This window comes from Shewanella colwelliana (genome assembly GCF_001735525.1).
Taxonomy (GTDB): Bacteria; Pseudomonadota; Gammaproteobacteria; order Enterobacterales; family Shewanellaceae; genus Shewanella; species Shewanella colwelliana.
Window position 1 is genome coordinate 17794 of sequence record NZ_MCBT01000004.1, and the last position, 21240, is coordinate 39033.

Below are 21240 nucleotides of genomic sequence, written 5' to 3' on the forward strand. Positions count from 1 at the left end.
ATGAGTGCGTCTTTAGATCATATAGTGGTACAAACTCAAGATTTCAGCGTGCCAGATGAGTATGCGCGAATTGCCGATGATAACAGTGACGGCGCAGTGGTGAACTTTATCGGTAAGGTACGCGACTTTAATGATGGTAGTGCGGTGACCGACCTGACACTTGAGCATTATCCGGGTATGACCGAAGCTGTGTTGCATCAAATTGTGGTCGAAGCGCGTGAGCGTTGGCCGCTTAATAAGGTCACGATTATTCACCGTGTTGGCATCATGGCGTTGGGTGAGCAGATTGTGTTTATCGGGGTTACGAGTGCTCATCGTAAGGCTGCCTTTGCTGCCTGCGAATTTTTGATCGATTTTTTAAAGACCAAAGCACCATTTTGGAAGTTGGAAGCCGGTGATAAAGGCAGCAATTGGGTCGAGGCCAAAGACGCCGATGAACAAGCTGCTAAAATGTGGGAAAAATAACGCTTTAGGTGGCGTGATGAAATATTTCAAAAGGGACTCGTCATGCATGGGATAAGAGCTGTTGTACTAGGGTGTGCCATCTTTTTGGGCTTATGCGTGTCGTCATGGGCTAGCGAAGCCCCCTCTATTGCGGCGGCGTCGAACATTAAGTTTGCATTGGATAAAGTCGCGCAGCAATTTACCCAAGATACCGGCCTTAAAGTGCGGATCTCTTATGGGTCATCGGGTAATTTTGTGGCGCAAATACGTCATGGCGCACCGTTTGAATTATTTCTCTCTGCTGACGAAAAATATATTTATCAGCTGCATAAGTTGGGGGTTACCACCAGTGATGGTACCTTATACGCCATTGGGCGTTTGGCATTAGCCGCCCCGAAAACGTCGCCGCTAGCGTTAGATGAAAACCTTGTAGGGTTAAATGCATTAATGGTGCAGGGCAACTTAAAGCGGTTTGCAATTGCTAATCCTGATCATGCTCCCTATGGAGAGCGAGCCAAAGAGTTATTACAAAAGCTTGGGCTATGGACTCAGATCGAACCACAACTAATCTATGGTGAAAACGTCTCTCAAGCTGCTCAATTTGCGTTAAGTGGCTCTACCCAAGGCGGCATTGTGGCACTGTCTTTGGCAATGGCACCGCAATTTAAGGCGATTGCTCACTATGTAGCCTTACCGAGTGAACTACACACTCCCATCAATCAACGCATGGTCCTCACCGATAAAGCGGGCGATACCGCTGTGTGTTTTTATGACTATTTACAGCAAGAAAAAGCGCGGCAGATATTTACCGAATTTGGTTTTGGTTTGCCACCTCACCTAGCTGCAGGAGAGTAGTCGATGGATTGGCAGGCATTAGGCTTATCGGTAAAACTGAGCTGTGTCACTGTAGTCATTTTGATCCCTTTTGCCATCGTTGTGGGACGGTTTCTTGCCTATCGGCAATTTCGTGGTAAATCATGGGTTGAGGCGCTTATTATGGTGCCCTTGGTGTTGCCACCCACTGTGATTGGTTACTACTTGCTGGTGGGGCTTGGCAGTCAGTCTTGGTTGGGGCAGTTGCTCGAAAACCTGCTCGGCCAACAGTTAGTGTTTCATTTTTCAGGCCTAGTGGTTGCGTCAATTCTGGTCAATATCCCCTTCGCCATACAACCTATTCAACGCGCGTTTGAAGCCGTTCCCGAGGAGGTGCGTGATGCGGGAGCCTGCTGCGGCATGAGTCCGCTTAAGGTACTATTTCGGATTGAACTGCCCATGGTATGGCCCGGCGTATTGACTGCGTTAGTGCTGTGTTTTTCACATGTATTGGGGGAGTTTGGCGTTGTATTGATGATGGGCGGCAATATTGCCGGAGAAACTAAAACCATCGCTATTTCTATATATGATAGTGTGCAGGCCTTTGATTTTGCTAGTGCTGGGCAGATGTCTTTGGTGTTGCTGCTCTTTGCTATTACCGCATTGGCACTCACGACCAGCTTGTCTCGTCGATTAGGAGGCATGAATGTCTCAAGACGTCGCTGATCTCTATTGTAAAATTGACCAACAGCGCGACATCCCCATCGATGCCGAGTTTTGCTGCTCGGCAGGTGAGGTGTTGGCGGTAGTGGGGCCATCGGGTGGTGGCAAATCGACCTTGCTGCGGATGATCGCAGGCCTGACTAAACCTGAACGTGGTGAGATCCGTCATGGCGATTGTCAGTGGTTTAATAGTGAAACTCATCAATATTTAAGCCCGCAGCAGCGTCATTTAGGCTATGTTCCGCAGCATTTTGGGCTTTTCCCCAATATGACGGCACTGGAAAATGTCGTGGCGGCATTGGACCATATTCCTAAATCGCAACGGCAATCTCGGGCGAAGGATTGGCTCGAAAGGGTCAATCTTCATGGTTTGCCAGATAGGCTTCCTGCAAACTTGTCTGGTGGTCAACGTCAGCGTGTTGCATTAGCACGGGCGTTGGCAAGAGAGCCCTCTATTTTGTTACTGGATGAACCGTTTTCGGCTGTCGATAGAGAAACGCGGGAGCGTCTCTATCTTGAGCTCGCTCGATTGAAAGAGCAGTTATCCATTCCGGTGATTATGGTGACTCACGATCTCAATGAGGCGCTGCTACTTGCCGACCGCATGATCCTAATTAGCCAAGGTAAACTGCTGCAGCAGGGGACGCCGCGAGAGGTACTGACCCGGCCTCGTAATGAAGCCGTTGCTAAGCAGATGGGCCTGCGTAATATGTTTGATGCTCATGTCGTGGCGCAAGAAGAAGATCGTCAAATCACTTGGCTTAAATTTGGTGAACATCTGATTGCGAGCACATACTTCGACAGTCTTGATGTTGGCACTAAGGTCCGCTGGGTGATACCCAATCAAGGGATCCGTTTTAATTCTATTACCAAGGGGAGGCTGTGTCGTAGTTTCAACAAGTTGAACATTACGATCGCATCGACATTGGCGATGGGAGAAACGATGCGAATCGTGGCCAGTATTAAAGGGGTTAAACACCACCTGAATGCGGAGGTGCCGCTGCACTTGGCACAAAAATTAGGTTTGGCACCTGGCATGGAAACCGAGGTGGCTTTAAAGTCTGAGCTGATCCATATCCTAGAGCGTTAGCAAAGCTGTTCTTAGGCTGAACTGAATATGATCAAAGGTTAATCTTGGTTCCATCTCCTAGATATTGTTGCTGCATTACACTGGCCTCATTATCTATATGGGGGAAAGATTTTATGGCTAAGAAACTAACCGGGACGCTCATTCTATCTTGCGTGCTTACATTACCAGCCTTTGCTGCCTATAACGGTCCCGGTGCAGATAAACCAGTCAATCGCGCTGCGGATACTTTGAATGCCAAGGATGACACGCCAGTGGAACTAACTGGACACCTCATAAAAAGCTTGGGTGATGAGAAATACCTTTTTCGCGACAATAGTGGCGAAGTCGAGGTTGAGATAGACAATGCATTGTGGCGTGACATTGAAGTGAACAGCAATACCACCGTCACCTTAAAGGGTGAAGTCGATGATGAGTGGAGCGGCATTGAAATTGAGATTGATGAAATAGATTTGATGGGTGATACACACTAGTATCGCCATTGATGCAGGTATTCAGTAAGATACCGACATAGAGAATGTTAATGGAGGAGCCATGGCTCGTTGGTTAGTCAGTTTGATGCTGTTATCTGGTGTGGGTATAGCTGGTATTGCCAATGCAAATACGGCGGTACTTGAGTTGCTGTCAAATAACCAAGGTCTCACTCCGCAGATGTTGATGGCACAGGTTGAGAAGCAATATCCAGGGGTCATTTCTGAATTTGATATTGATGTTGAGAATGGTGAGCTAATATACGAAATTAGCATCATTGATACCCAAGCCGAGACCATTTCAGAGTTTGAATTTTGGGCCAAAGATGGCAGCCTTATTCACCAGAAGGTTGAACCGATAGAGGCCGATGATCATGACGGCGTAAGGGCTGTGCAAGTCTTGATTAATAGTGATCTTTCCTTCTCCCATTTAGTTAAATTAGCTGTGGGCAGCAGTAAGGCTCACGTTATTGAAGCGCAGCTAGATCACGATCTGGGTATTAGTTATTTAGAATTAAAACTTATCGATGCTAACGGCAAACATAAGATAGCTTTTGATATTGAAAAACAGCGGCCTTTACCCCTGTTAAAGTGGGATTAATCGATGAAAATATTACTGGTAGAAGATGATGCGACCACAACCGAATATGTGGTCAAAGGATTTACAGAACAAGGACACAATATCGAAACTGCCAGTGATGGTCACCAAGGCTTGTTACTTGCGACGAGCATGTCATACGACTTGATTGTGTTAGACCGCATGTTACCGCAACTTGATGGTTTAAAACTGTTGGCGGCACTTCGTGCAACGGGTGATCAAACCCCGGTGCTCATTTTGTCTGCACTGAGTCATGTTGATGAGCGTGTCAAAGGTCTTAGGGCGGGTGGCGACGATTACATGACTAAGCCTTTTGCCTTCTCCGAACTGCTAGTGCGAGCCGAAAAACTGATGCAGCGTGGCAATTCATTGCCTGCACATACTGAGTTGTCGGTGGGTAATTTAGTGATGGAGTTGTTGACCCGTAAGGTAACTCTTGGTGGCACTGAGATTTTACTGCAACCTAAAGAGTTCCAATTGCTTAAGTATTTGATGGAACACCCCAATCAGGTGATTAGTCGTACTTTATTGTTTGAAGCGGTATGGGATTATCATTTTGACCCTCGCACCAATGTCATCGATGTGCATATCGCTAAACTGCGTCGTAAGTTTGAAGAGCTTGGCTTTGGCGAGCTGATTGAAACGGTTCGAGGAGCGGGTTATCGCTTACGTCAGGGGCATTAGACCCTATCAGAGCAGTGCTTGGCGCATTACCATTATCTTCTCTGCGCTGGTCACCTTGATCATTGGCACCTTGCTTTTTGGTATGTATAGACAGCTCAATAATGAGCAGGAGCTACAGACAAATCAGCATCTTGCCGCAGAGAAAGCACGCTATCAACAGATGGCGTTGACCCTAGATAGGCGTAGTTTTGCCACCCAAATTCGCACAGCAGATCCGAAAACAGCTCTGGTTGTGTGGCGCAGTTCGTTAGATCTTATTGGCGCTCTGAGCATGATGCCCGATGACATGCCCATGCTGCCAGAAACTCGCGATTTTCCAATATTAACAGGTGGACCCGACAAGCTGCATATCTTAACCGGCGGTATGGTCTTGACCCGTTATGGACCAGTATTGATCGCCACGCGGACTGATCAGCTCGGCACCTTGATTGATCGTTTCGTCAATGCGGCAATTACCGCATTAATGTTGACGATTGTGTTGACCTTGGCTTTAGGTTATCTGTTTTCTAAGGCGATTTTACGCCGTCTCGTTCAATATAACCGCTTGAGTCGCCGTATTGAGAAAGGAGAATATTCAACGCGCCTGCCTGTGAGCTGGCGCCAAGACGAGTTTGATATGTTAGCGGGTAAGTTTAATCGTGTTCTCGATACTTTAGAAAATAACCTCAACGCGGTCCGCGGCGCGACTGACAATATTGCCCATGATCTGCGTACGCCATTGTCTCACTTACGTATTGGTTTGGAACAATTACCTCAGAAACGGCCTGAGGAGTTAGATGAGGCTTGCGCAATTTTGACCGAAGAGTTGGATCATTGCCTGGCGACATTTGATGCAATGTTATCCCTGACACGTATTGAAGAGGGACAGCAGACGCTAGAGTTACAGCCATTAAGTTTACAACAGCTGTGCAGCGATTTGTATGAAATGGCCGAGGCGATGGCTGAGCTCAATGAGCAACAACTTGTGCTGAAAACCGATGAAGACTTTACTGTAATGGCAGACAAATACCTGCTATTTCAAGCATTTTTCAACTTAGTCGACAACGCAATAAAGTATGCCGGTGAAGGGGCTAAGGTGTCGATTGTTCAGCAGGGTAATCAGGTTTCAATCAGTGACAATGGTCCTGGTATTCCGGCGGAAGATAGAGACAAAGTGTTTGATCGCCTTGTTCGTCTTGACCCAAGCCGCCACAACAAGGGCACAGGTTTGGGCCTATCGTTAGTGAAGGCGATATTGCAGCGCCATAATGCAACGATTACGTTAGGTGATAACCAACCTGGCCTAATTATCACTATTACTTTCTCATAATCTTGCAGGTGCACATGTATCAGATCATCGCCGATGAACCCGAGTTTATGGTCATCAACAAGTCGCCTAAAGTCCATTTTCATAGCCAAGATGGCCACGCGGGAGTGATGGCGCAGCTTGAGCTGGATATCGGCATTAAGCTGTATTCTGTGCACCGCCTAGATACCATGACATCAGGCTTGTTATTGTTTGCTAAGAACCCGACCGCAGCCGCGACTTTTACTGAGATGTTCACTGCCCATCAAGTGCAAAAATATTATCTCGCATTAGCCAAGGGCAAGCCAAAAAAGAAACAGGGCTCGATTGTTGGTGATATGGCTAAAGCTCGTCGCAGTATGTATAAACTGCTACGCACCGCCGAAAACCCTGCTTATACCCAGTTTTTCTCGCAATCGGTGAGCGAAGGGATGCGTTTGTACCTGTTAAAACCATTGAGTGGGAAAACCCATCAGCTAAGGGTGGCGCTAGCGAGTATTGGCGTACCGATTTTAGGTGATGATTTGTATGGTGGTGAGCAAGCTGATCGTGGTTATTTACATGCCTATAGTTTGAATTTCCAATTTGCTGGCCATGCGTATCAATATATTGTGGCGCCCAGTATCGGAGAGCTGTTTCACCAAGATGGGGTGAAAAAGCAGTTGCAAACATGGGCTAACCCTGAGAAGTTAGATTGGCCAAAACGAAAATAATTAGACCAAAAGGAAACCGTCTAAATGGATACAAATAAACTCCTACTTGTGATTATTGCAATCTTATTGCCACCAGTAGCCGTATTTTTAAAGAGCGGTGTCGGTAAAGATCTGCTTATCAATATCATCTTATGTTTGCTGTTCTTTATTCCGGGCCTGCTGCATGCATTATGGGTGGTGACTAAGTCATAGCTTGTTGTGTAGTGGAGCGTGAAAAGGTAGCTTTAGGCTGCCTTTTTTTGTTGCCTTCATCGGTTTTAAGCGCTGCCATGAGTGACGCAAAAGTGTGGCTCAGTTACCAGTTTGACTGGGCTAGGCACACAAAAGTGTGCTTTTAGGGTATAATCGCGCTCATGAATAGAAAGAAGAAAATTAATCAAACACTTAAGGCCAAGGCGAAGAAAGCGAATGCAAAACTTCACCATACTGGCAAACCTAAGTATGTATCTAAAGCTGAACGTGAGCGTTTAGCGGCGGACACTGATACACCCTCTGAATCCGCGACTCTGAACTGAGACGTTTTCAATACCCAATTTCATTTTTCCATCCAAAGAGATAATTGTTCTTAAAAAATGATGCCATTGCTGATATGCAATGACTTTTCATCGCTTTTTTGGCGGGTTGCGCCAATGGACTATCTCTAGGTCTAAACTTGTTAGTTATCTCGAGTTTAGAGAAAAAACGACGTTAATAGTTAAGGCAATCGACTTTGTCTAGGCTAACTATTTCGTCAAAAAAGGAGTGTCATGAATACTGTTTACACTATCGGTGAGCTAGAGTCATTTTTGGTGGCGATACTAGTGCTGTTTATCGGTCATACGGTTAATCGTCATGTGGCGGCTTTTAAAAAATACAATATTCCCGAACCTATTGTCGGCGGTCTTATCGTGGCTGCGGTCATTACCGTGTTGCATTTCAATAAAATCTCTTTGGCCTTTACATTGTCGATGCAAAATACCTTGATGATGATGTTTTTTAGCACTGTCGGCTTGGCGGCTAGTTATAAACAGTTGATGAGAGGTGGTTCAAAAGTCTTTTTGTTTCTAGGTATCGCATCGCTCTATATCGTTATCCAGAATGCCGTCGGTGTCAGTATGGCAACCGCTCTAGGTTTAGAGCCCTTAATGGGGCTGATAGCTGGTTCAATTACCTTGTCAGGCGGGCATGGTACTGGCGCTGCATGGGCGCAGACATTTTCTGATGACTATGGCATTAGTACATTAGAGTTTGCGATGGCGGCAGCGACATTTGGCTTGGTGATGGGAGGGATCATTGGTGGCCCTGTTGCCCAGCGATTAATTAATAAGAATGGCCTCGTCTCTTCATATGGTATTGGTGGGAATCATCATAAAGATCATCCTGACTTGGTGACCTATGATCAGCTAGAAGAAGATCGCGTTACTGCAAAAAGCGTACTTGAAGTACTATTTATCTTGCTGTTATGTGTTGCGGGGGCCAAGTGGTTTGGCTCATTTGTGGCAGTAATGGATATTGGCTGGTTGAAGATGCCTGATTTTGTTTATGCACTCTTTTTGGGTGTAGTGATCACCAATGCGACCGAATTGTCGCGTGGTTACAAAATCAATAGCGAAAGCGTGGATGTATTAGGTACCGTGTCGCTGTCACTGTTTTTAGCGATGGCATTGATGAACCTCAAGCTGTGGGAAATATTCGATCTAGCTGTGCCGCTGCTGATTATTTTAACGGCGCAAACTGTGATTCTGGCAATCTTTGCGTACTTTGTGACATTTAGGTTGATGGGTTCAAATTATGATGCGGCGGTGATGGCAGGTGGGCATTGTGGCTTTGGTATGGGAGCAACTCCGACGGCTGTGATGAACATGGGGGCGTTAGTGTCTCGAACCGGCCCGTCTCCTCAGGCATTTATGGTGGTACCCATTGTTGGCGCCTTTTTCATTGATATTGTGAATGCGATTATATTGCAGGGATATTTAGCTTTTATTGGCTGATGTGACGCTAAGTTGGGAGTCCGTTCTAGCTAAATGAAAATTTAAGTTGGTTGGTGAGAAAATCGCGCCAGTCAATATTTAGAGGATGGTTTGTTGGAATGGGTTGCTGATGCATGTGCTTGGTAAATTGACCTAACGCAATGGCGATATGGTATCGTTCGGGTATCGTCATCTGCGGTAAAACTTTATCAAGGGTTATGCCATGAAGCCTCTCCTGAATTAAGTAATACCAACCTCAGTATAGTCTTTGGTAGCGCAGTTGTGGGGGCTTAATGCCTAAGGGCTGTGCTTGTAATAACTGTAAACTGTAACACTCACTATCAAACTGCGGTTGCCGCAATGGGGCAATGAGTTTTAGTACCAAATGCTCCTTGTTTGTTGTCAGTAGCATGAATACTGGATTAGCCCCTTGAGGTTTTACTCAATGGCGAACACATCGAGTGGGTGTTGAGCTATGATAGCGTCGAGGCTAGGCTGCCATTGAGGCTACATACATTTTTCACAGATGTTGCAAGCTTTAGCATAACTTGGCTCTTTGGGTCGCATAGCGACTCGCATCATTTTAGCTTGAGTATCTAGGTTATTGGTGATCGCGGCGCATGAGTTCCCACTGATCTATTGCCTCGCCAGACGGTAGGGTGCACACCCCAGTATCCAGCGCTAATGTGCCTTGCAGCGATTGGCAATACTTAGCGGCAGGGTTGGCAAGGCCAATGGTGGGCTTAGCTTGATCCTTTACTTGCTCTGTCATACTAAGGTCGGCAGGAGCCTCATTGGCCATCTGAGTTTCAGTGTTTGGTGCAGGCTGACAAGCGCTAAGAGTTATAGCGCTGATGAAAGCTAATGAAAACGTTAATGGTTTAATCATATCCTTTGATTCTCCAGTTTGAATTGTGCTTGAGAGTTAATAACCTCTATTAACGTCCAGTATGTCATAAAGGGTTAATTGTAAGTCTCGTTAATGTAATTCGGGAATAAAATAGAGGCTGTTGGCGTATACCTTTTGCGAACCCAGCCAGATATTCCGAAACAGTAAGTTATCTGTTAGGGCGACGATTGCCCCTTTACCGTGTCGTTCAACCATTATCGCAGGAGTACCGCCTAAGGAGCGCTGGTACTCCATGGCGAGGTAGCCATCTAACAGTGGTTCATCTGCGTAGGTGGCGGCGGTAATAAATGGTGTGCTGCTTTTAAGTAGTCCTAGGGCCTTATTTTTTAAAATCGGTAATTGCTCGCCATCTATACCAAAGTTGATCGGGTGGCTGGGATCAATATCAAGTGCCAGCACCGCCCCACCAATGGACTTTCTCGCATTCAACTTATCTTGTTCGGCAAACGTTAAGCCTTCGGTTGGAAATAATTGTTCGAAGAATCGAGCTTTACGCAGATCCGCTCTGAGCAGATTGCCTCTACTAAGCCATTCGAGCGCGCCTTTTTGTGCGACGATAACCCCGCCTCTGTTGGCGAACTGACCTAGCTTTCTGGCGAGCTTATCATCGAAATTATCGTAGCTGCCATCGCTGAGAAATAGATGGGTATATTTCTCAAGTGATAGTCTTGGTAAGCGAGAAGAGTCCACTTGAGTCAGTGGTACACCTAGATGCTGGTCCATGTAGTACCAGAGTTCGCCGACTTCCGATGAGTTGGTGCCATAGCCAGTTATCACTAAAGGTTTTACTTTGTTGATGGGGTGAAAGTCAGGGCTACCCAGATCGATACCTGTGCTCGCTCGGCTACTATTTGTCACCTGATAATCTACGCCATGGGTGTTTGCCAATAAAGTAATCAAGTTGGCGAGTTCATTGGCGGATAGCTTCTGCTTACCCAGAGGCACTTGCAGGGTGCCGGCTGCAAAGTTTAGTTCCAGTTGGTTATTCATTAGATTGAATGGCTTAGCGGCAAATTTAACCTTAATATCGTTTTCCAGTAGCTGTTGCAGCATAGGCGCCGCATTTTGTTGACGCCAGTCAATTAAGATTGCCACACTGCTTGGAGCAATCGCAATTGGCTTGTTTATGGTGGGCTCAAGTAGCAGATCATCGACGTTGAGGCTGACATCGCGAGCAATATGTAACTGATAAGAGTGGGCTAAGTTCCAGTTCGACACATCGTAAAAAGTCGCGTCCTCAAACTCGGTTCGCTGGTCGAATAGGGCTAACAGCAAGGTCTTCTGCGGTTGATTGATTGGAATAAACAGACTATCGCGTTGTTCATATCTATGTTTACCCTGTTTGATATTGTCATTGAGGTAAAAATAGCGGATCTGGTGTTGGCGTAATAGCGACGCTAAATCATCGCGCCGACCAGGATCGCTGCTGGCACTCACTAAAAAGCCTACTTCTCGACCAGAGGGGAGGTGTTTGTCTTTGCGTTTGTAAAACTGCGACTGGTAATCGATCAGCGCCTGTTTTAGTGCCAAGGCCCCCTTAAGACTTGAGTAAGAGGTGGCGACTTGATTAGCGATGGCATCGGCAAAGCGCTGCTTACCGTTTTCCGACTCCTGCTCCTGCCCTCTGACGCTAGCCTGTTCAAATAAGATGCACACCGCACCATTAATATCGGGATAGGTTGAGCCTTTGCCGTAATAGAAGTCATCGAACATTTGCTTGCTAAAGTAAGGTTGCTTAACCTTATCAAGTGCATCGGCGTGATAGCCTGCGAGCACTTCAGTAATACGTTGATTTTCTTTAGGCGTAAAAGGGTGAGTGCGTGTTGGGACGCCGGGCTGAAAGAAGTAACTTTGGTTGTGGCCCATTTCGTGAAAGTCACCCACATAGTGTGGCTGCCACTTATGAAATAACGCGATACGCCCCCGCGACTCAGGGTGGCGCAAGAATAACCAGTCGCGATTAAGATCGGCAAAGTAATGATTGCGGCGCCCAGAAGGCCAGTTTTGCCTGTGTTCATTGTGGTTTTCGTCGCTGACTTTAACCTTGCCCGTGTAGTTATTGGTCCAGGTTGAAAAGCGATCAAAACCATCAGGGTTTTGAGTGGGGGTGATCAACACAATGGCTTCGTCGAGTAACTGTTTTACCCAGGGCGTTTGGCTATGGCTGAGCTGATAGCTGACCTCTAGTGCGGCATGGGCACCACTGGCCTCATCTCCGTGGATAGAATAAGCCAGCCAAATGACTAAAGGGCCGGTCATTTTCTCTCCAGACTTTACCTTTTGGCGTTGCTTTAATATTTGCTCAAGGTTTGCTTGATGCTTCGGCGCGGTGATGACTGCGGTAAGCTGCTGTCTAGCTTCATGGCTTTTCCCCGTGTCTTCTAAGCTAACTCTTGAGCTTTGTTTGGCAAGCTGTTTGAGGTAATAGTTAATTTGATCGTGGCGTAAATGCCATGTGCCCAAGGGGTAACCGAGAAAAGCCTCGGGCGATTCAATATCTGCTAGAGAAGCTGTACTAGAGGAGATGGCGAGCACGCTTTGATTATTTGCGGCATAAGAGGAAGATAACGGCAGTAGAGCCAACAATAGTAAGCAGAGTCGAAGCATCATAGGGTTCTTTATTCTTGTATATAAAGGCTAAATTACCAGTTAGGCGAAGTTGTTACTATAGCTAATGATTAAACCATAAGGGATTTTTTAGCAAAAAAGTGATGTCTAATTACCCTAAGCACTACAAAGCTGGTGGGAGTCAGAGTATCATAGCGCTAATTCTTACTAAATCACTCGGGTTTAACCTGACGGAGCATGTCTTAAATGATCACCATTTCCGATACAGCTCAGGCACATTTTGTAAAGCTACTTGCTGATCAGCCTGAAGGAACTCACATTCGCGTTTTTGTTATCAGTCCCGGTACACCATCGGCTGAGTGTGGTGTCTCTTATTGTCCACCAGATGCGGTTGAAGACGATGATATGGAGCTTGAGTTTAATGGTTTTCATGCCATGGTCGATGAAAAAAGCGCGCCTTTCTTAGAGGATGCATCTATTGATTTTGTCACCGATCAACTGGGTTCACAGCTGACATTGAAAGCACCTAATGCCAAAATGCGCAAAGTTGATAATGATGCTCCACTGAAAGAGCGTATAGAATATGTGATTCAATCAGAGATCAATCCTCAGCTTGCAAGCCATGGTGGTAACATCATGCTAGTAGAGATCGATGCTGCTGGTGTGGCAGTCCTACAGTTTGGCGGTGGGTGTAATGGTTGTTCAATGGTCGATGTAACGCTAAAAGATGGTATTGAGAAGCAGTTGCTGGATATGTTCCCAGGTGAACTAACAGGTGTAAGAGATGTAACCGAGCATCAACACGGTGATCACTCTTACCAATAAGTCTGCAATAGCGCTCAGCGGAGTGCGATCATGCGATGACTCAATAACGAGCTAACAGCAATGTTAGCTCGTTTTTTTTGTTACCTTACAATGGCCTGCACTTTAGGCAGTAGCGGTAATGAATGGCGAGCGTTGCGCTGCGCGCTAGCATAAACATGCTCATCGCTGCCCACAGCGCATGATTGCCATAGCTTTGCAGGGCAAACCAGGTTGGAAAAAACACCCCGAACGTTGAAATTATCATGGTATTACGCATAGCGGCCCCCTGCGCTGCACCAATATAGACTCCATCAAATAGGTAGGAAGCGAAAGAGAGGATTGGTAGCCAAATAATCCAATGTAGGTATTGATAAGCTTCACTCTGCACCGCATCTAAACTGGTCAGCAGTTGGACGATATCTCGTCCCCAAAGAGCAAAAAATAGCATAAAGAGAATGGCTGAAATTCCCGACCAGAGGGTGGCTAACGTCACCGCTTCTGTCAATCTCGTTTGATTACGCTCGCCAAAGGCGCGGCCGACTTCTGCCTCAGCATAGTAAGCGATGCCATCCAATGCATAAGAGATCAGTAGTAGTAAGTTAAGTAATACGGCATTGGCTGCGACAGTATTGTCGCCTAAGCTGGCACCTTTAAATGTCATAAACGCAAAGGCCGCTTGTAGGCAAAGACTGCGAATAAAGATATCTCGATTGAGCCCCAGTAACTGCTTGTAGCTTTGCCAAGAAAGTTGGTGGACGAGCTGTGATAAGTTAAAGTTACCTTGCTGGGTTATTTGTTTAAATACCATAGTGGCGGCAACTGAAAAGCCAGCTATATCAGCGAACACCGATGCCAGCGCAGCGCCTTGAACGCCCCAGTCGAAGCCGATGACAAAAAGAAGGTCTAAGCTGATATTGGCACAATTGGCAATAATCAGTTGCCACATGGCAGCTTTAGGTTGTTGTCTACCCAGTAGCCAACCTAGCAGGGCGAGGTTGAGTAGTGCGAATGGAGTCGACCAGATACGGATTTCAAAATAGGCTTGGCTGTAAAACTGTACTTCGCTGCTGGCATCAGAAAAAGAGAGGGCTAGGTTGATGATTGGCGATTGCAGCACTATCGCTAAACAACCAAGTCCCATGGCTAATGTGGCTGACTGCAGTAATAAGCGGTATTGTGCCTGCAGGTTGTTACCACCAAAAGCCTGAGCCACTAGGCCAGTCGTGGACATGCGCAAGAACCCTAGAATCCACAATATCAGGGTGATAATTGTCGAACCAACAGCAACACCGCCTAAATAGTAGGCATTACTCAAATGTCCTACCACGGCGGTATCAACTAAACCGAGCAAGGGTACGGTGATATTTGATAAGATCATTGGCAAAGCGAGTGCGAGCAATTGCCTGTTTTTCTGTTTGTTGAACAGCAAACGTAGTGGAGACATAGATTCTCAGAGGTTAATTTATATGTTTAAAGGCATCATTTTAGCGTTGCTTTGTGGTTGGTGTTTACCTGCAAGCGCGGTTGTGATTTTACAATATCATCATGTGTCCGAAGATACACCCAGTGTAACTAGCGTGACGCCAGCTCAATTTAAGGCGCAGATGGCATTCATTAAAGAGAATGAATTTACCGTATTGCCTTTGGAAGAGGTGGTGGCTTCAATAAAAAATGGCGACACGCTACCAGATAAGGCGTTGGCAATCACTTTTGATGACGGTTACGCCAGTATTGCAGATAACGCCCACCCTATTTTAAAAGCTTATGGTTTTCCTTATACCGTATTTATTGGTATCGATCCGATAGAGAGCGGTTATCGAGATATCATGAGTTGGGATACGCTAAGAGATTTATCTGAAGATGGTGTGGAGTTGGCAAATCATAGTTGGGCCCATGACCATCTAATTCGACAGCAAGAAGATGAGACCTCTGCACAGTGGTTATCGCGCGTTGAGAAAGATCTACTGGATACAGAAGCGGAGATAAAGGCGCAAACAGGCCAAAGTCATCGTATGCTGGCTTATCCTTACGGTGAATATAATTTAAAGCTTGAGGGACTTCTGGAGAAGCACGGATTTGTCGGGTTTGGCCAACAGTCTGGCGCCGCAGGAGCGCACTCATCGCTGACTGCATTGCCGCGATTTCCTATCGCGGGTGTCTATGCCGATATGGCGAGTTTAAAGGTTAAGCTGTACAGCCTTAATATGCCAGTGCTGGAGATGTCACCTAAAAATACCCAATTGGCGATGGGAAACTGGCGACCAGAATTAAAAGTGAAGTTGGATATGCACGATATCTATCCCCATCAAATGATGTGCTACATCCAAGGCCAAGGAGCGAAAAAACCGCAATGGATTAGCGAAAGTGAGTTTTCAATTCAAGCTGACATGGATTTACCTGCGGGGCGTTCACGCTATAACTGTACAGCCCCAAGTAAAACTAGTGGCCGATATTACTGGTTCTCACAAGCGTGGGTACGGCCTAAAAATGATGGCACATGGGTCGCAGAGTAAACTCACCTCAAATAAGCTATAAACGCTTTGATGTTCTAATTGCCTGCAGGTCGTTGATCAACTCATTGGTTGAGATCTGCGGGATTTGCGCCATCTTCAATGCCTTTGGTTTAATGGTGGCAAACCGCTTGCCTTCAGGCGAAATTAAGGTCATTGACGCACTATGATCGACTTGATAATTATCACCTTCTCCTACCATCGCATACACAAAACCAAGCTCCCGCGTTAGCGGTAAAAGTTGTTGATGTTCGCCGGTAATCGCAATAAATTCTGGATTAAAAAAGTTCATATAATCTAGCAACTTCTGTTGCGTATCACGCTGTGGATCGACCGATAGGAAGATGATTTGCAGATCCCTATTGTCCGGTAATGCTTGGTAGACCGCGGCGAGTTTGGCCATTGTTGTTGGGCAGACGTCTGGACAGGAGGTATAGCCAACAAATACTAAACTCCATTTGCCTTGCAATTGTTCATGGGTAAAGGCTTGCCCATGTTGATCATGCAGTTCAAAAGGAGAGACTAGCCGTTGGGTCGGATAGATATAGCTTGTTTGTAGCACTAACGGTGTTTGACTGTATTGGATTGCGGTGATGCCGCCAAGCAGCGTAAACACAATCATTACGGCAAAGATAAGATATTTTTTCACGCTGCTAGCTCCATAGGTAGTGATCCACCAGTAACACCAGAAACAGCACCATTAAGTGATAAATGGAGAATTTAAATACCTGCATCGCAAGCCCTGGCTTGTCATGGTATTTGAGCTCCCAAGCTTTATAGATAAAGCCACAGCTGAGCAGGGTAGACCCAACGAGGTAGACTGGGCCACACATACTGACTAATACAGGAAATAGGCAAGCCAGCGCCAATAAGACAGTGTAAAGCAGAATGCAGGTTTTGGTAAATTCAACGCCATGGGTTACTGGCAGCATAGGCACATCGACTTTGGCGTATTCCGCTTTACGGTGTATTGCCAGCGCCCAAAAGTGGGGAGGGGTCCATGCAAAAATGATGATCACCAACAACAAAGCATTTCCATGAAACTCGCCAGTGATAGATGTCCATCCTAACAATGGTGGCATCGCGCCAGCCAATCCGCCTACCACAATGTTTTGTGGTGTGGCGCGTTTTAGGTAGGCGGTGTATACCAGTGCATAACCTATGAGGCTGGCAAAAGTGAGCCAAGCTGTTAACGGATTTACTAAGAAGTAGAGGATCACAAAACCCAATATTGCCGTTGAGGTTGCAAAGGTTAACGCCTTCATTATCGATACTCTGCCTTTTGGCAGCGGGCGATTGTAGGTTCTTGCCATGAGCCCATCTATACGTCGGTCGATAAGATGATTATAGGCTGCTGCGGCACCAGCCATCATACCAATCCCTGTTAGTCCTGCGATGAGCGGTTGCAGGGGCACGGCACCAGGGACGGCTAGGCACATGCCAACAAGTACGGTTAACAACATCAGGGCGACAACTTTGGGCTTAGTCATCTCTAAATAGGCGCGCCACTGTAATGTTGGTGTGGGTTGGCCTGCGATAGTCAGTGGTTTTGCCATAATAATGCCTCGCTTATGCTTTACGCCAAAGGGCATAATTGATGAATACTAGTGTCAGCAGCAGCAGGGCCGCTCCCGCGTTATGTGATACAGCAATACCCAATGGAAGGTGCAGTACAACATTACCGATCCCTAGAGTCACTTGCAGTATGACGAGCGCAATAAGTAGCCAGGCACTATTTCTTAATAGTGTTGATTGAGACTGCTTAATCATGCGGTAGGCCAGAAAAACAAGCAGTGTAGCGGTTACTATGGCACCAAAACGGTGAGTGACATGTATGGTCATGCGTGAAGAATAATCCAATATGCCAAACTCGTAGCTGCCTTCTGTTTTGAGCAGAGGATTAAAGGCGTTTAGCGGATCGAGGTTGCTGACCCAATCACCTTCACAGATGGGTAAGGTTGTGCAGGCAAGAGCGGCATAGTTGGAGGAGGTCCAGCCTCCAAGTATTATTTGTAGGACCAACACGGCTAAGCAAAATAGCGCAAATGGCGCGAGTTTGCGCATTGCAGCATCGCCACCCGGTATCCGAAGTGGTTTGGTTCTTAGGTAGAGTATCAACAGCAGAGAGATAAGAGTGAAGCCACCGATGAGATGAGACATCACCACCACTGGCATAAGTTTCATGGTGACAGTCCACATGCCCAATGCTGCTTGAAACAAAATCAACACCGCAATGAGGCTAGGTAGTTTTTTGGGGGCGTCTTGAGTTTTGTAGCTGATAAACAGGATAACCAATACGAGTAACCCTAAGGTGCCTGCGATATAGCGGTGGATCATTTCCAGCCAAGCTTTTTCCTGTTCAATGGTATGTTCAGGAAAAGCTGTCTGTGCTTGCGATAACTCATGGGTTTGAGTGGGCACCTTTAACATGCCATAACACCCCGGCCAGTCTGGGCAACCTAGTCCGGCGTCAGATAATCGGGTGTAGGCGCCCATTAAGATGACACACAGGGTGAAAATCAGTGTTAGCTTTAACAGGGAGGTCATCTGCATCATCCTACCCTCGAGAGTTTAAGCAGCTTGCGCAGATCGGTCACCATCGCTTTACCCTGAAGGATTTGAGCATCTTTGTTTGCCACTTCTGGGTAGCGCATTACGAGTGCACCGAGTGGATCGACAATGATTAAAGCTTGGTTAGTCAACATTGCAGCAATAGCGTTATTTGCCTGCGCTGTATCGAAGTTGAAATTACTCAGTGCGGTAAGGTCACTGTCTGGCTGCAGTAACACAATGGGTTTAATCCTATCTTGATCGCGGCCTAAGGCTATGTGACTCTGCTGCAGGATATACAGCCGGTCTAGACATCTATCATCGCAATGTTTAGGCAACAGGTAGATCACCTGCCAATGCTGCGGCCAAGGGTTATCCATCTGCAAACTGGCATAGTTGGTATCAGGTGTGAGCAACTCTCCGGTGTTGGTGGCGCCGCCATGATAGAGGTTCATGCTCAAAACCAATTTTGCTACGATGACGGGCAACACAAACACCAGAAGGAGAATAATTAGGGGTTTAGCGCCATTCTTCTTTGGGGAGTTCATCTTAGCTCCTCTCGTTGATCATTTAGCGGTAGAGCTGATGCTCTCCACATAAAAATGCCAACTTCCCGAGACGGCTAGGAAGTCACTAAATTACGTTGCTATCTGCTACATTTTGTAGCGGTTAAGTTCTAACCTACAAGGTCTTGTTGTATTAAGCAACCGCTTAATATACGTACTATTAATGTGGTGACATTTTATTTTTCTTTTTTATTATCAATAGATAACCCATAAGTATTAAAAAAGCTGCCGCCATCGAAAACCACTGTAGTGCGTAGCCTTGATGTTTCTGTGCGCTCAGTGGAATGGGTTGCCACGGGTGAGGTAAATCACTGCCTGATATCTCATCCGGCTGCAGTACGGCGGGGGCTAATGGTGAGTTGATAAGTTGTGCCAACTCAGTCAAATTAAGATTTTGTATTCTTATTGGATTGCCTGGTTCTGCCAGTAACTGATTACTCAATGGATTAGCAGATTTTTGATACAGCTTTCCGCGCAATGGTTGAGGGGTTTGCAATGGTCTTACATCCGGCAGTATCCGCCTATCTCCCCCTCCTGGTACGAATCCCAACTCGACTAAAAGTTTAGGGCTAGACATTGAGACTGAGACCACTTGGTAGGCGAGGTAGCCTACTGCACCGTTATAGACTTGATTATCGAGTAAAATGAGTTGTGTATCGACAGAGGTTGCATTGATCTCTAGTCGATAACCTGTGAGCGATGAGTCTTTAGGCATTGCCAATAGGCGTGAATAGCTTAGAGGGGCTGCTTGGTGACGTTGTGATAACTCCGCTTGCCAAAGACTCTTCTCTTCTGCTCGGTTAAGTTGCCATAACCCTAGCTTGACCAAAATGGCAAACACAAGCACTGTAATAACAGCGACAAATAGTTTCGCCCACGCAAATTTCATCATAGGGGTAGTTATGACAGGAATATTAGTATTTAAGCTGGTTTTAGTGCTGCTACTGCTTTTCATTGTATTTAATCTTGGCCGGGCGTTGTTTATTTTAGTGAAAGGCGAGAGTTCGGTGCCTATGAGTCAATATTTGGGACGGCGAGTGCTATTTTCTGTACTGGTTATCGTGCTGTTATTATTGGCGCTAGGGCTCGGCATTATCTCACCTAACCCTAGACCTTATTAACGTTTAGAGTACATAGACAAAGATAAATAGGCAGAGCCAAACCACATCGACAAAGTGCCAGTACCAACTACCTGCTTGAAAAGCGAAATGCTTATCTGGGGTAAAATGCCCCTTTAGCACCCTGAAAAACAGCACCAATAAAAAGACGGTACCTAAGCTCACATGCATACCGTGGAAGCCTGTGAGCAAGAAAAACGTATTCCCATAGACGCCTGATGCCAGTGTCAGTCCCATCTCTTGATAAGCGTGAATATACTCTTCTGCTTGCAGCACCAAGAAGGCTAAACCTAACAAGATCGTTGCCCCCAGCCACAGAGTGAGTGCGGTACGTTTACCTTTTTCTAAGCTCACATGGGCGAAATGCAGGGTGACAGAGGAGGTCAGCAGTATGATGGTGTTATACAGGGGTAAACCGGTCCAACCCATGGCCTTGGTTTTAGTGCCATCAGGGGTGGTAACAAGTGGCCAGACAGCTTCGAATGTTGGCCATAACACTTCATGGGTCATCGCGTTATTCGATGCGCCACCTAGCCAAGGCACTGCTATCATTCTGGCATAGAGCAGCGCCCCGAAGAAGGCAGCGAAGAACATCACCTCTGAGAAGATAAACCAACTCATTCCTTGACGAAAAGAGCGATCCATCTGCGATGAATAGAGGCCTGCCATGGATTCATGGATAACCGTTCTAAACCAGCCAAAGATCATAAACAGGATCACAGCGATCCCTGCGGTCAAGATATAGCCGCCGCTGCTCTGCTGGGTATTTAATTGTTGTACATAGCTTCCTGCACCAAATGCAATTAAGAAGAGCCCGACTGCTCCTATGATAGGCCATGCACTTTGGGCCGGAACGTAATATGGTTCATGTTTGGTTGTCATTTTGCTGCTCCTTGCTCAATAGCACCAACGTAACCCCGGTCGGTGATATTGTAGAGAGTATAAGAGAGTGTCAGTGTCGAAATCGATTCAGGTAGATCGGGATCAACATAAAAGATCAATGGTAGTTGAGCGTCAGCATTTGCTTCGAGTAATTGCTGATTAAAGCAGAAGCACTCGGTTTTGTGAAAGTATGCCGCACCTTGCCCAGGTGACACTGAGGGAATGGCTTGTCCCAATGTCTGAGCGAGTGACAGATTTTTTGCATTAAAGTTAGTTCGCACCAGCTCACCTGGATGAACCTCCATACGCTTAACCTCGGGTACAAATTGCCACGGCATATCAGTTTGAATATGTGACATAAACTCCACTGTGACTGTTCGGGATGTATCGACAGTTAGGGGTTTATACACAGCCGCAGTAGACTGAGTTTTACCATTAATGCCTAATTGCTCACACAGCACGTCGTAAAGCGGCACCAAAGCAAAGCCAAAGCCGAACATGCCAATAGCGCCAGCCACTAGCCAGCCAATTAACTTTCGATTTGAATCTGCTTGATGCGCGCCCAT

The 21240-nt window shown here is 46.4% G+C and carries 25 protein-coding genes; 15 read left to right on the forward strand and 10 right to left on the reverse strand.

Annotation, left to right across the window (positions count from 1 at the left end; all coding sequences use genetic code 11):
• From moaE to gltS, 12 genes are all read left to right on the forward strand, one after another.
• On the forward strand, positions 1 to 465 hold the full coding sequence (moaE, locus tag BEL05_RS01905) for a molybdopterin synthase catalytic subunit MoaE (RefSeq protein WP_069670105.1): 465 nt from the start codon (positions 1 to 3) through the stop codon (positions 463 to 465).
• A 42-nt stretch (positions 466 to 507) separates the two neighbouring features.
• The gene (gene modA, locus BEL05_RS01910) at positions 508 to 1299 is read left to right on the forward strand and encodes a molybdate ABC transporter substrate-binding protein (protein ID WP_069670106.1); all 792 of its coding nucleotides are present in this window, start codon (positions 508 to 510) and stop codon (positions 1297 to 1299) included.
• Between the two features lie 3 nt (positions 1300 to 1302).
• Entirely contained in the window at positions 1303 to 1983 is a 681-nt protein-coding gene (gene modB / locus BEL05_RS01915) for a molybdate ABC transporter permease subunit (protein WP_069670107.1), read from the forward strand.
• Positions 1964 to 3070: an ABC transporter ATP-binding protein gene (locus BEL05_RS01920; protein ID WP_028763382.1), complete on the forward strand. Its 1107-nt coding sequence runs from the start codon at positions 1964 to 1966 to the stop codon at positions 3068 to 3070. Before modB ends, BEL05_RS01920 begins: the two co-directional genes overlap by 20 nt.
• A gap of 113 nt (positions 3071 to 3183) precedes the next feature.
• Positions 3184 to 3540, forward strand: coding sequence for a NirD/YgiW/YdeI family stress tolerance protein (locus BEL05_RS01925; RefSeq protein WP_028763381.1), 357 nt, complete (start codon positions 3184 to 3186; stop codon positions 3538 to 3540).
• Between the two features lie 61 nt (positions 3541 to 3601).
• Complete coding sequence (locus BEL05_RS01930) at positions 3602 to 4138, forward strand: PepSY domain-containing protein (RefSeq protein ID WP_028763380.1); 537 nt, start codon at positions 3602 to 3604, stop codon at positions 4136 to 4138.
• A 3-nt stretch (positions 4139 to 4141) separates the two neighbouring features.
• On the forward strand, positions 4142 to 4819 hold the full coding sequence (locus BEL05_RS01935; RefSeq protein ID WP_028763379.1) for a response regulator transcription factor: 678 nt from the start codon (positions 4142 to 4144) through the stop codon (positions 4817 to 4819).
• 82 nt (positions 4820 to 4901) lie between these two features.
• A complete protein-coding gene (locus BEL05_RS01940; protein ID WP_175427309.1) occupies positions 4902 to 6128 on the forward strand; it encodes a sensor histidine kinase in 1227 nt (408 codons plus the stop codon).
• A 14-nt stretch (positions 6129 to 6142) separates the two neighbouring features.
• Positions 6143 to 6817: a TIGR01621 family pseudouridine synthase gene (locus BEL05_RS01945; RefSeq protein ID WP_028763377.1), complete on the forward strand. Its 675-nt coding sequence runs from the start codon at positions 6143 to 6145 to the stop codon at positions 6815 to 6817.
• 24 nt (positions 6818 to 6841) lie between these two features.
• Positions 6842 to 7009, forward strand: a complete 168-nt coding sequence (locus BEL05_RS01950) for a YqaE/Pmp3 family membrane protein (RefSeq protein ID WP_011863909.1) — start codon at positions 6842 to 6844, stop codon at positions 7007 to 7009.
• Between the two features lie 161 nt (positions 7010 to 7170).
• Positions 7171 to 7332, forward strand: coding sequence for a DUF2986 domain-containing protein (locus BEL05_RS01955; protein ID WP_081730659.1), 162 nt, complete (start codon positions 7171 to 7173; stop codon positions 7330 to 7332).
• 231 nt (positions 7333 to 7563) lie between these two features.
• On the forward strand, positions 7564 to 8787 hold the full coding sequence (gene gltS, locus BEL05_RS01960) for a sodium/glutamate symporter (protein WP_028763376.1): 1224 nt from the start codon (positions 7564 to 7566) through the stop codon (positions 8785 to 8787).
• 580 nt (positions 8788 to 9367) lie between these two features.
• Here gltS and BEL05_RS21245 read toward each other — a convergent pair.
• Positions 9368 to 9655 carry a putative hemolysin gene (locus tag BEL05_RS21245; protein WP_037428242.1) on the reverse strand — a complete coding sequence of 96 codons (288 nt, stop codon included), beginning with the start codon at positions 9653 to 9655 and terminating at the stop codon, positions 9368 to 9370.
• 90 nt (positions 9656 to 9745) lie between these two features.
• The gene (locus BEL05_RS01970; protein WP_342671953.1) at positions 9746 to 12286 is read right to left on the reverse strand and encodes a M14 family zinc carboxypeptidase; all 2541 of its coding nucleotides are present in this window, start codon (positions 12284 to 12286) and stop codon (positions 9746 to 9748) included.
• A 204-nt stretch (positions 12287 to 12490) separates the two neighbouring features.
• Between BEL05_RS01970 and nfuA the strand changes: the two genes are divergently transcribed.
• Positions 12491 to 13069: a Fe-S biogenesis protein NfuA gene (gene nfuA, locus BEL05_RS01975; RefSeq protein WP_028763374.1), complete on the forward strand. Its 579-nt coding sequence runs from the start codon at positions 12491 to 12493 to the stop codon at positions 13067 to 13069.
• A gap of 85 nt (positions 13070 to 13154) precedes the next feature.
• Here nfuA and BEL05_RS01980 read toward each other — a convergent pair whose 3' ends face one another.
• Entirely contained in the window at positions 13155 to 14492 is a 1338-nt protein-coding gene (locus tag BEL05_RS01980; protein ID WP_069670110.1) for an MATE family efflux transporter, read from the reverse strand.
• A gap of 22 nt (positions 14493 to 14514) precedes the next feature.
• Here BEL05_RS01980 and BEL05_RS01985 point away from each other — a divergent pair, with 22 nt between their 5' ends.
• Entirely contained in the window at positions 14515 to 15561 is a 1047-nt protein-coding gene (locus tag BEL05_RS01985; protein ID WP_069670111.1) for a polysaccharide deacetylase family protein, read from the forward strand.
• A gap of 16 nt (positions 15562 to 15577) precedes the next feature.
• On the opposite strand, the gene BEL05_RS01990 is transcribed toward BEL05_RS01985, so the two are convergent.
• From BEL05_RS01990 to BEL05_RS02010, 5 genes are all read right to left on the reverse strand, one after another.
• Entirely contained in the window at positions 15578 to 16180 is a 603-nt protein-coding gene (locus BEL05_RS01990; protein WP_069670123.1) for an SCO family protein, read from the reverse strand.
• A 31-nt stretch (positions 16181 to 16211) separates the two neighbouring features.
• Positions 16212 to 17114 (reverse strand): heme o synthase, encoded by a 903-nt coding sequence (cyoE, locus tag BEL05_RS01995; RefSeq protein WP_069670112.1) that lies wholly within the window; start codon positions 17112 to 17114, stop codon positions 16212 to 16214.
• A 13-nt stretch (positions 17115 to 17127) separates the two neighbouring features.
• Positions 17128 to 18111, reverse strand: coding sequence for a COX15/CtaA family protein (locus tag BEL05_RS02000; protein WP_028763369.1), 984 nt, complete (start codon positions 18109 to 18111; stop codon positions 17128 to 17130).
• Positions 18111 to 18656 carry a redox-active disulfide-containing membrane protein gene (locus BEL05_RS02005; protein WP_028763368.1) on the reverse strand — a complete coding sequence of 182 codons (546 nt, stop codon included), beginning with the start codon at positions 18654 to 18656 and terminating at the stop codon, positions 18111 to 18113. Before BEL05_RS02005 ends, BEL05_RS02000 begins: the two co-directional genes overlap by 1 nt.
• 178 nt (positions 18657 to 18834) lie before the next feature.
• Positions 18835 to 19566, reverse strand: coding sequence for an SURF1 family protein (locus BEL05_RS02010; RefSeq protein ID WP_028763367.1), 732 nt, complete (start codon positions 19564 to 19566; stop codon positions 18835 to 18837).
• 10 nt (positions 19567 to 19576) lie between these two features.
• Here BEL05_RS02010 and BEL05_RS20675 point away from each other — a divergent pair, with 10 nt between their 5' ends.
• Positions 19577 to 19795: a DUF2909 family protein gene (locus tag BEL05_RS20675; RefSeq protein ID WP_083250279.1), complete on the forward strand. Its 219-nt coding sequence runs from the start codon at positions 19577 to 19579 to the stop codon at positions 19793 to 19795.
• Between the two features lie 3 nt (positions 19796 to 19798).
• On the opposite strand, the gene BEL05_RS02015 is transcribed toward BEL05_RS20675, so the two are convergent.
• Together BEL05_RS02015 and BEL05_RS02020 are read right to left on the reverse strand one after the other, a co-directional pair.
• On the reverse strand, positions 19799 to 20674 hold the full coding sequence (locus BEL05_RS02015; protein ID WP_069670113.1) for a cytochrome c oxidase subunit 3: 876 nt from the start codon (positions 20672 to 20674) through the stop codon (positions 19799 to 19801).
• Positions 20671 to 21240 (reverse strand): cytochrome c oxidase assembly protein, encoded by a 570-nt coding sequence (locus tag BEL05_RS02020; protein WP_028763365.1) that lies wholly within the window; start codon positions 21238 to 21240, stop codon positions 20671 to 20673. The genes BEL05_RS02015 and BEL05_RS02020 overlap by 4 nt, the downstream gene beginning before the upstream one ends.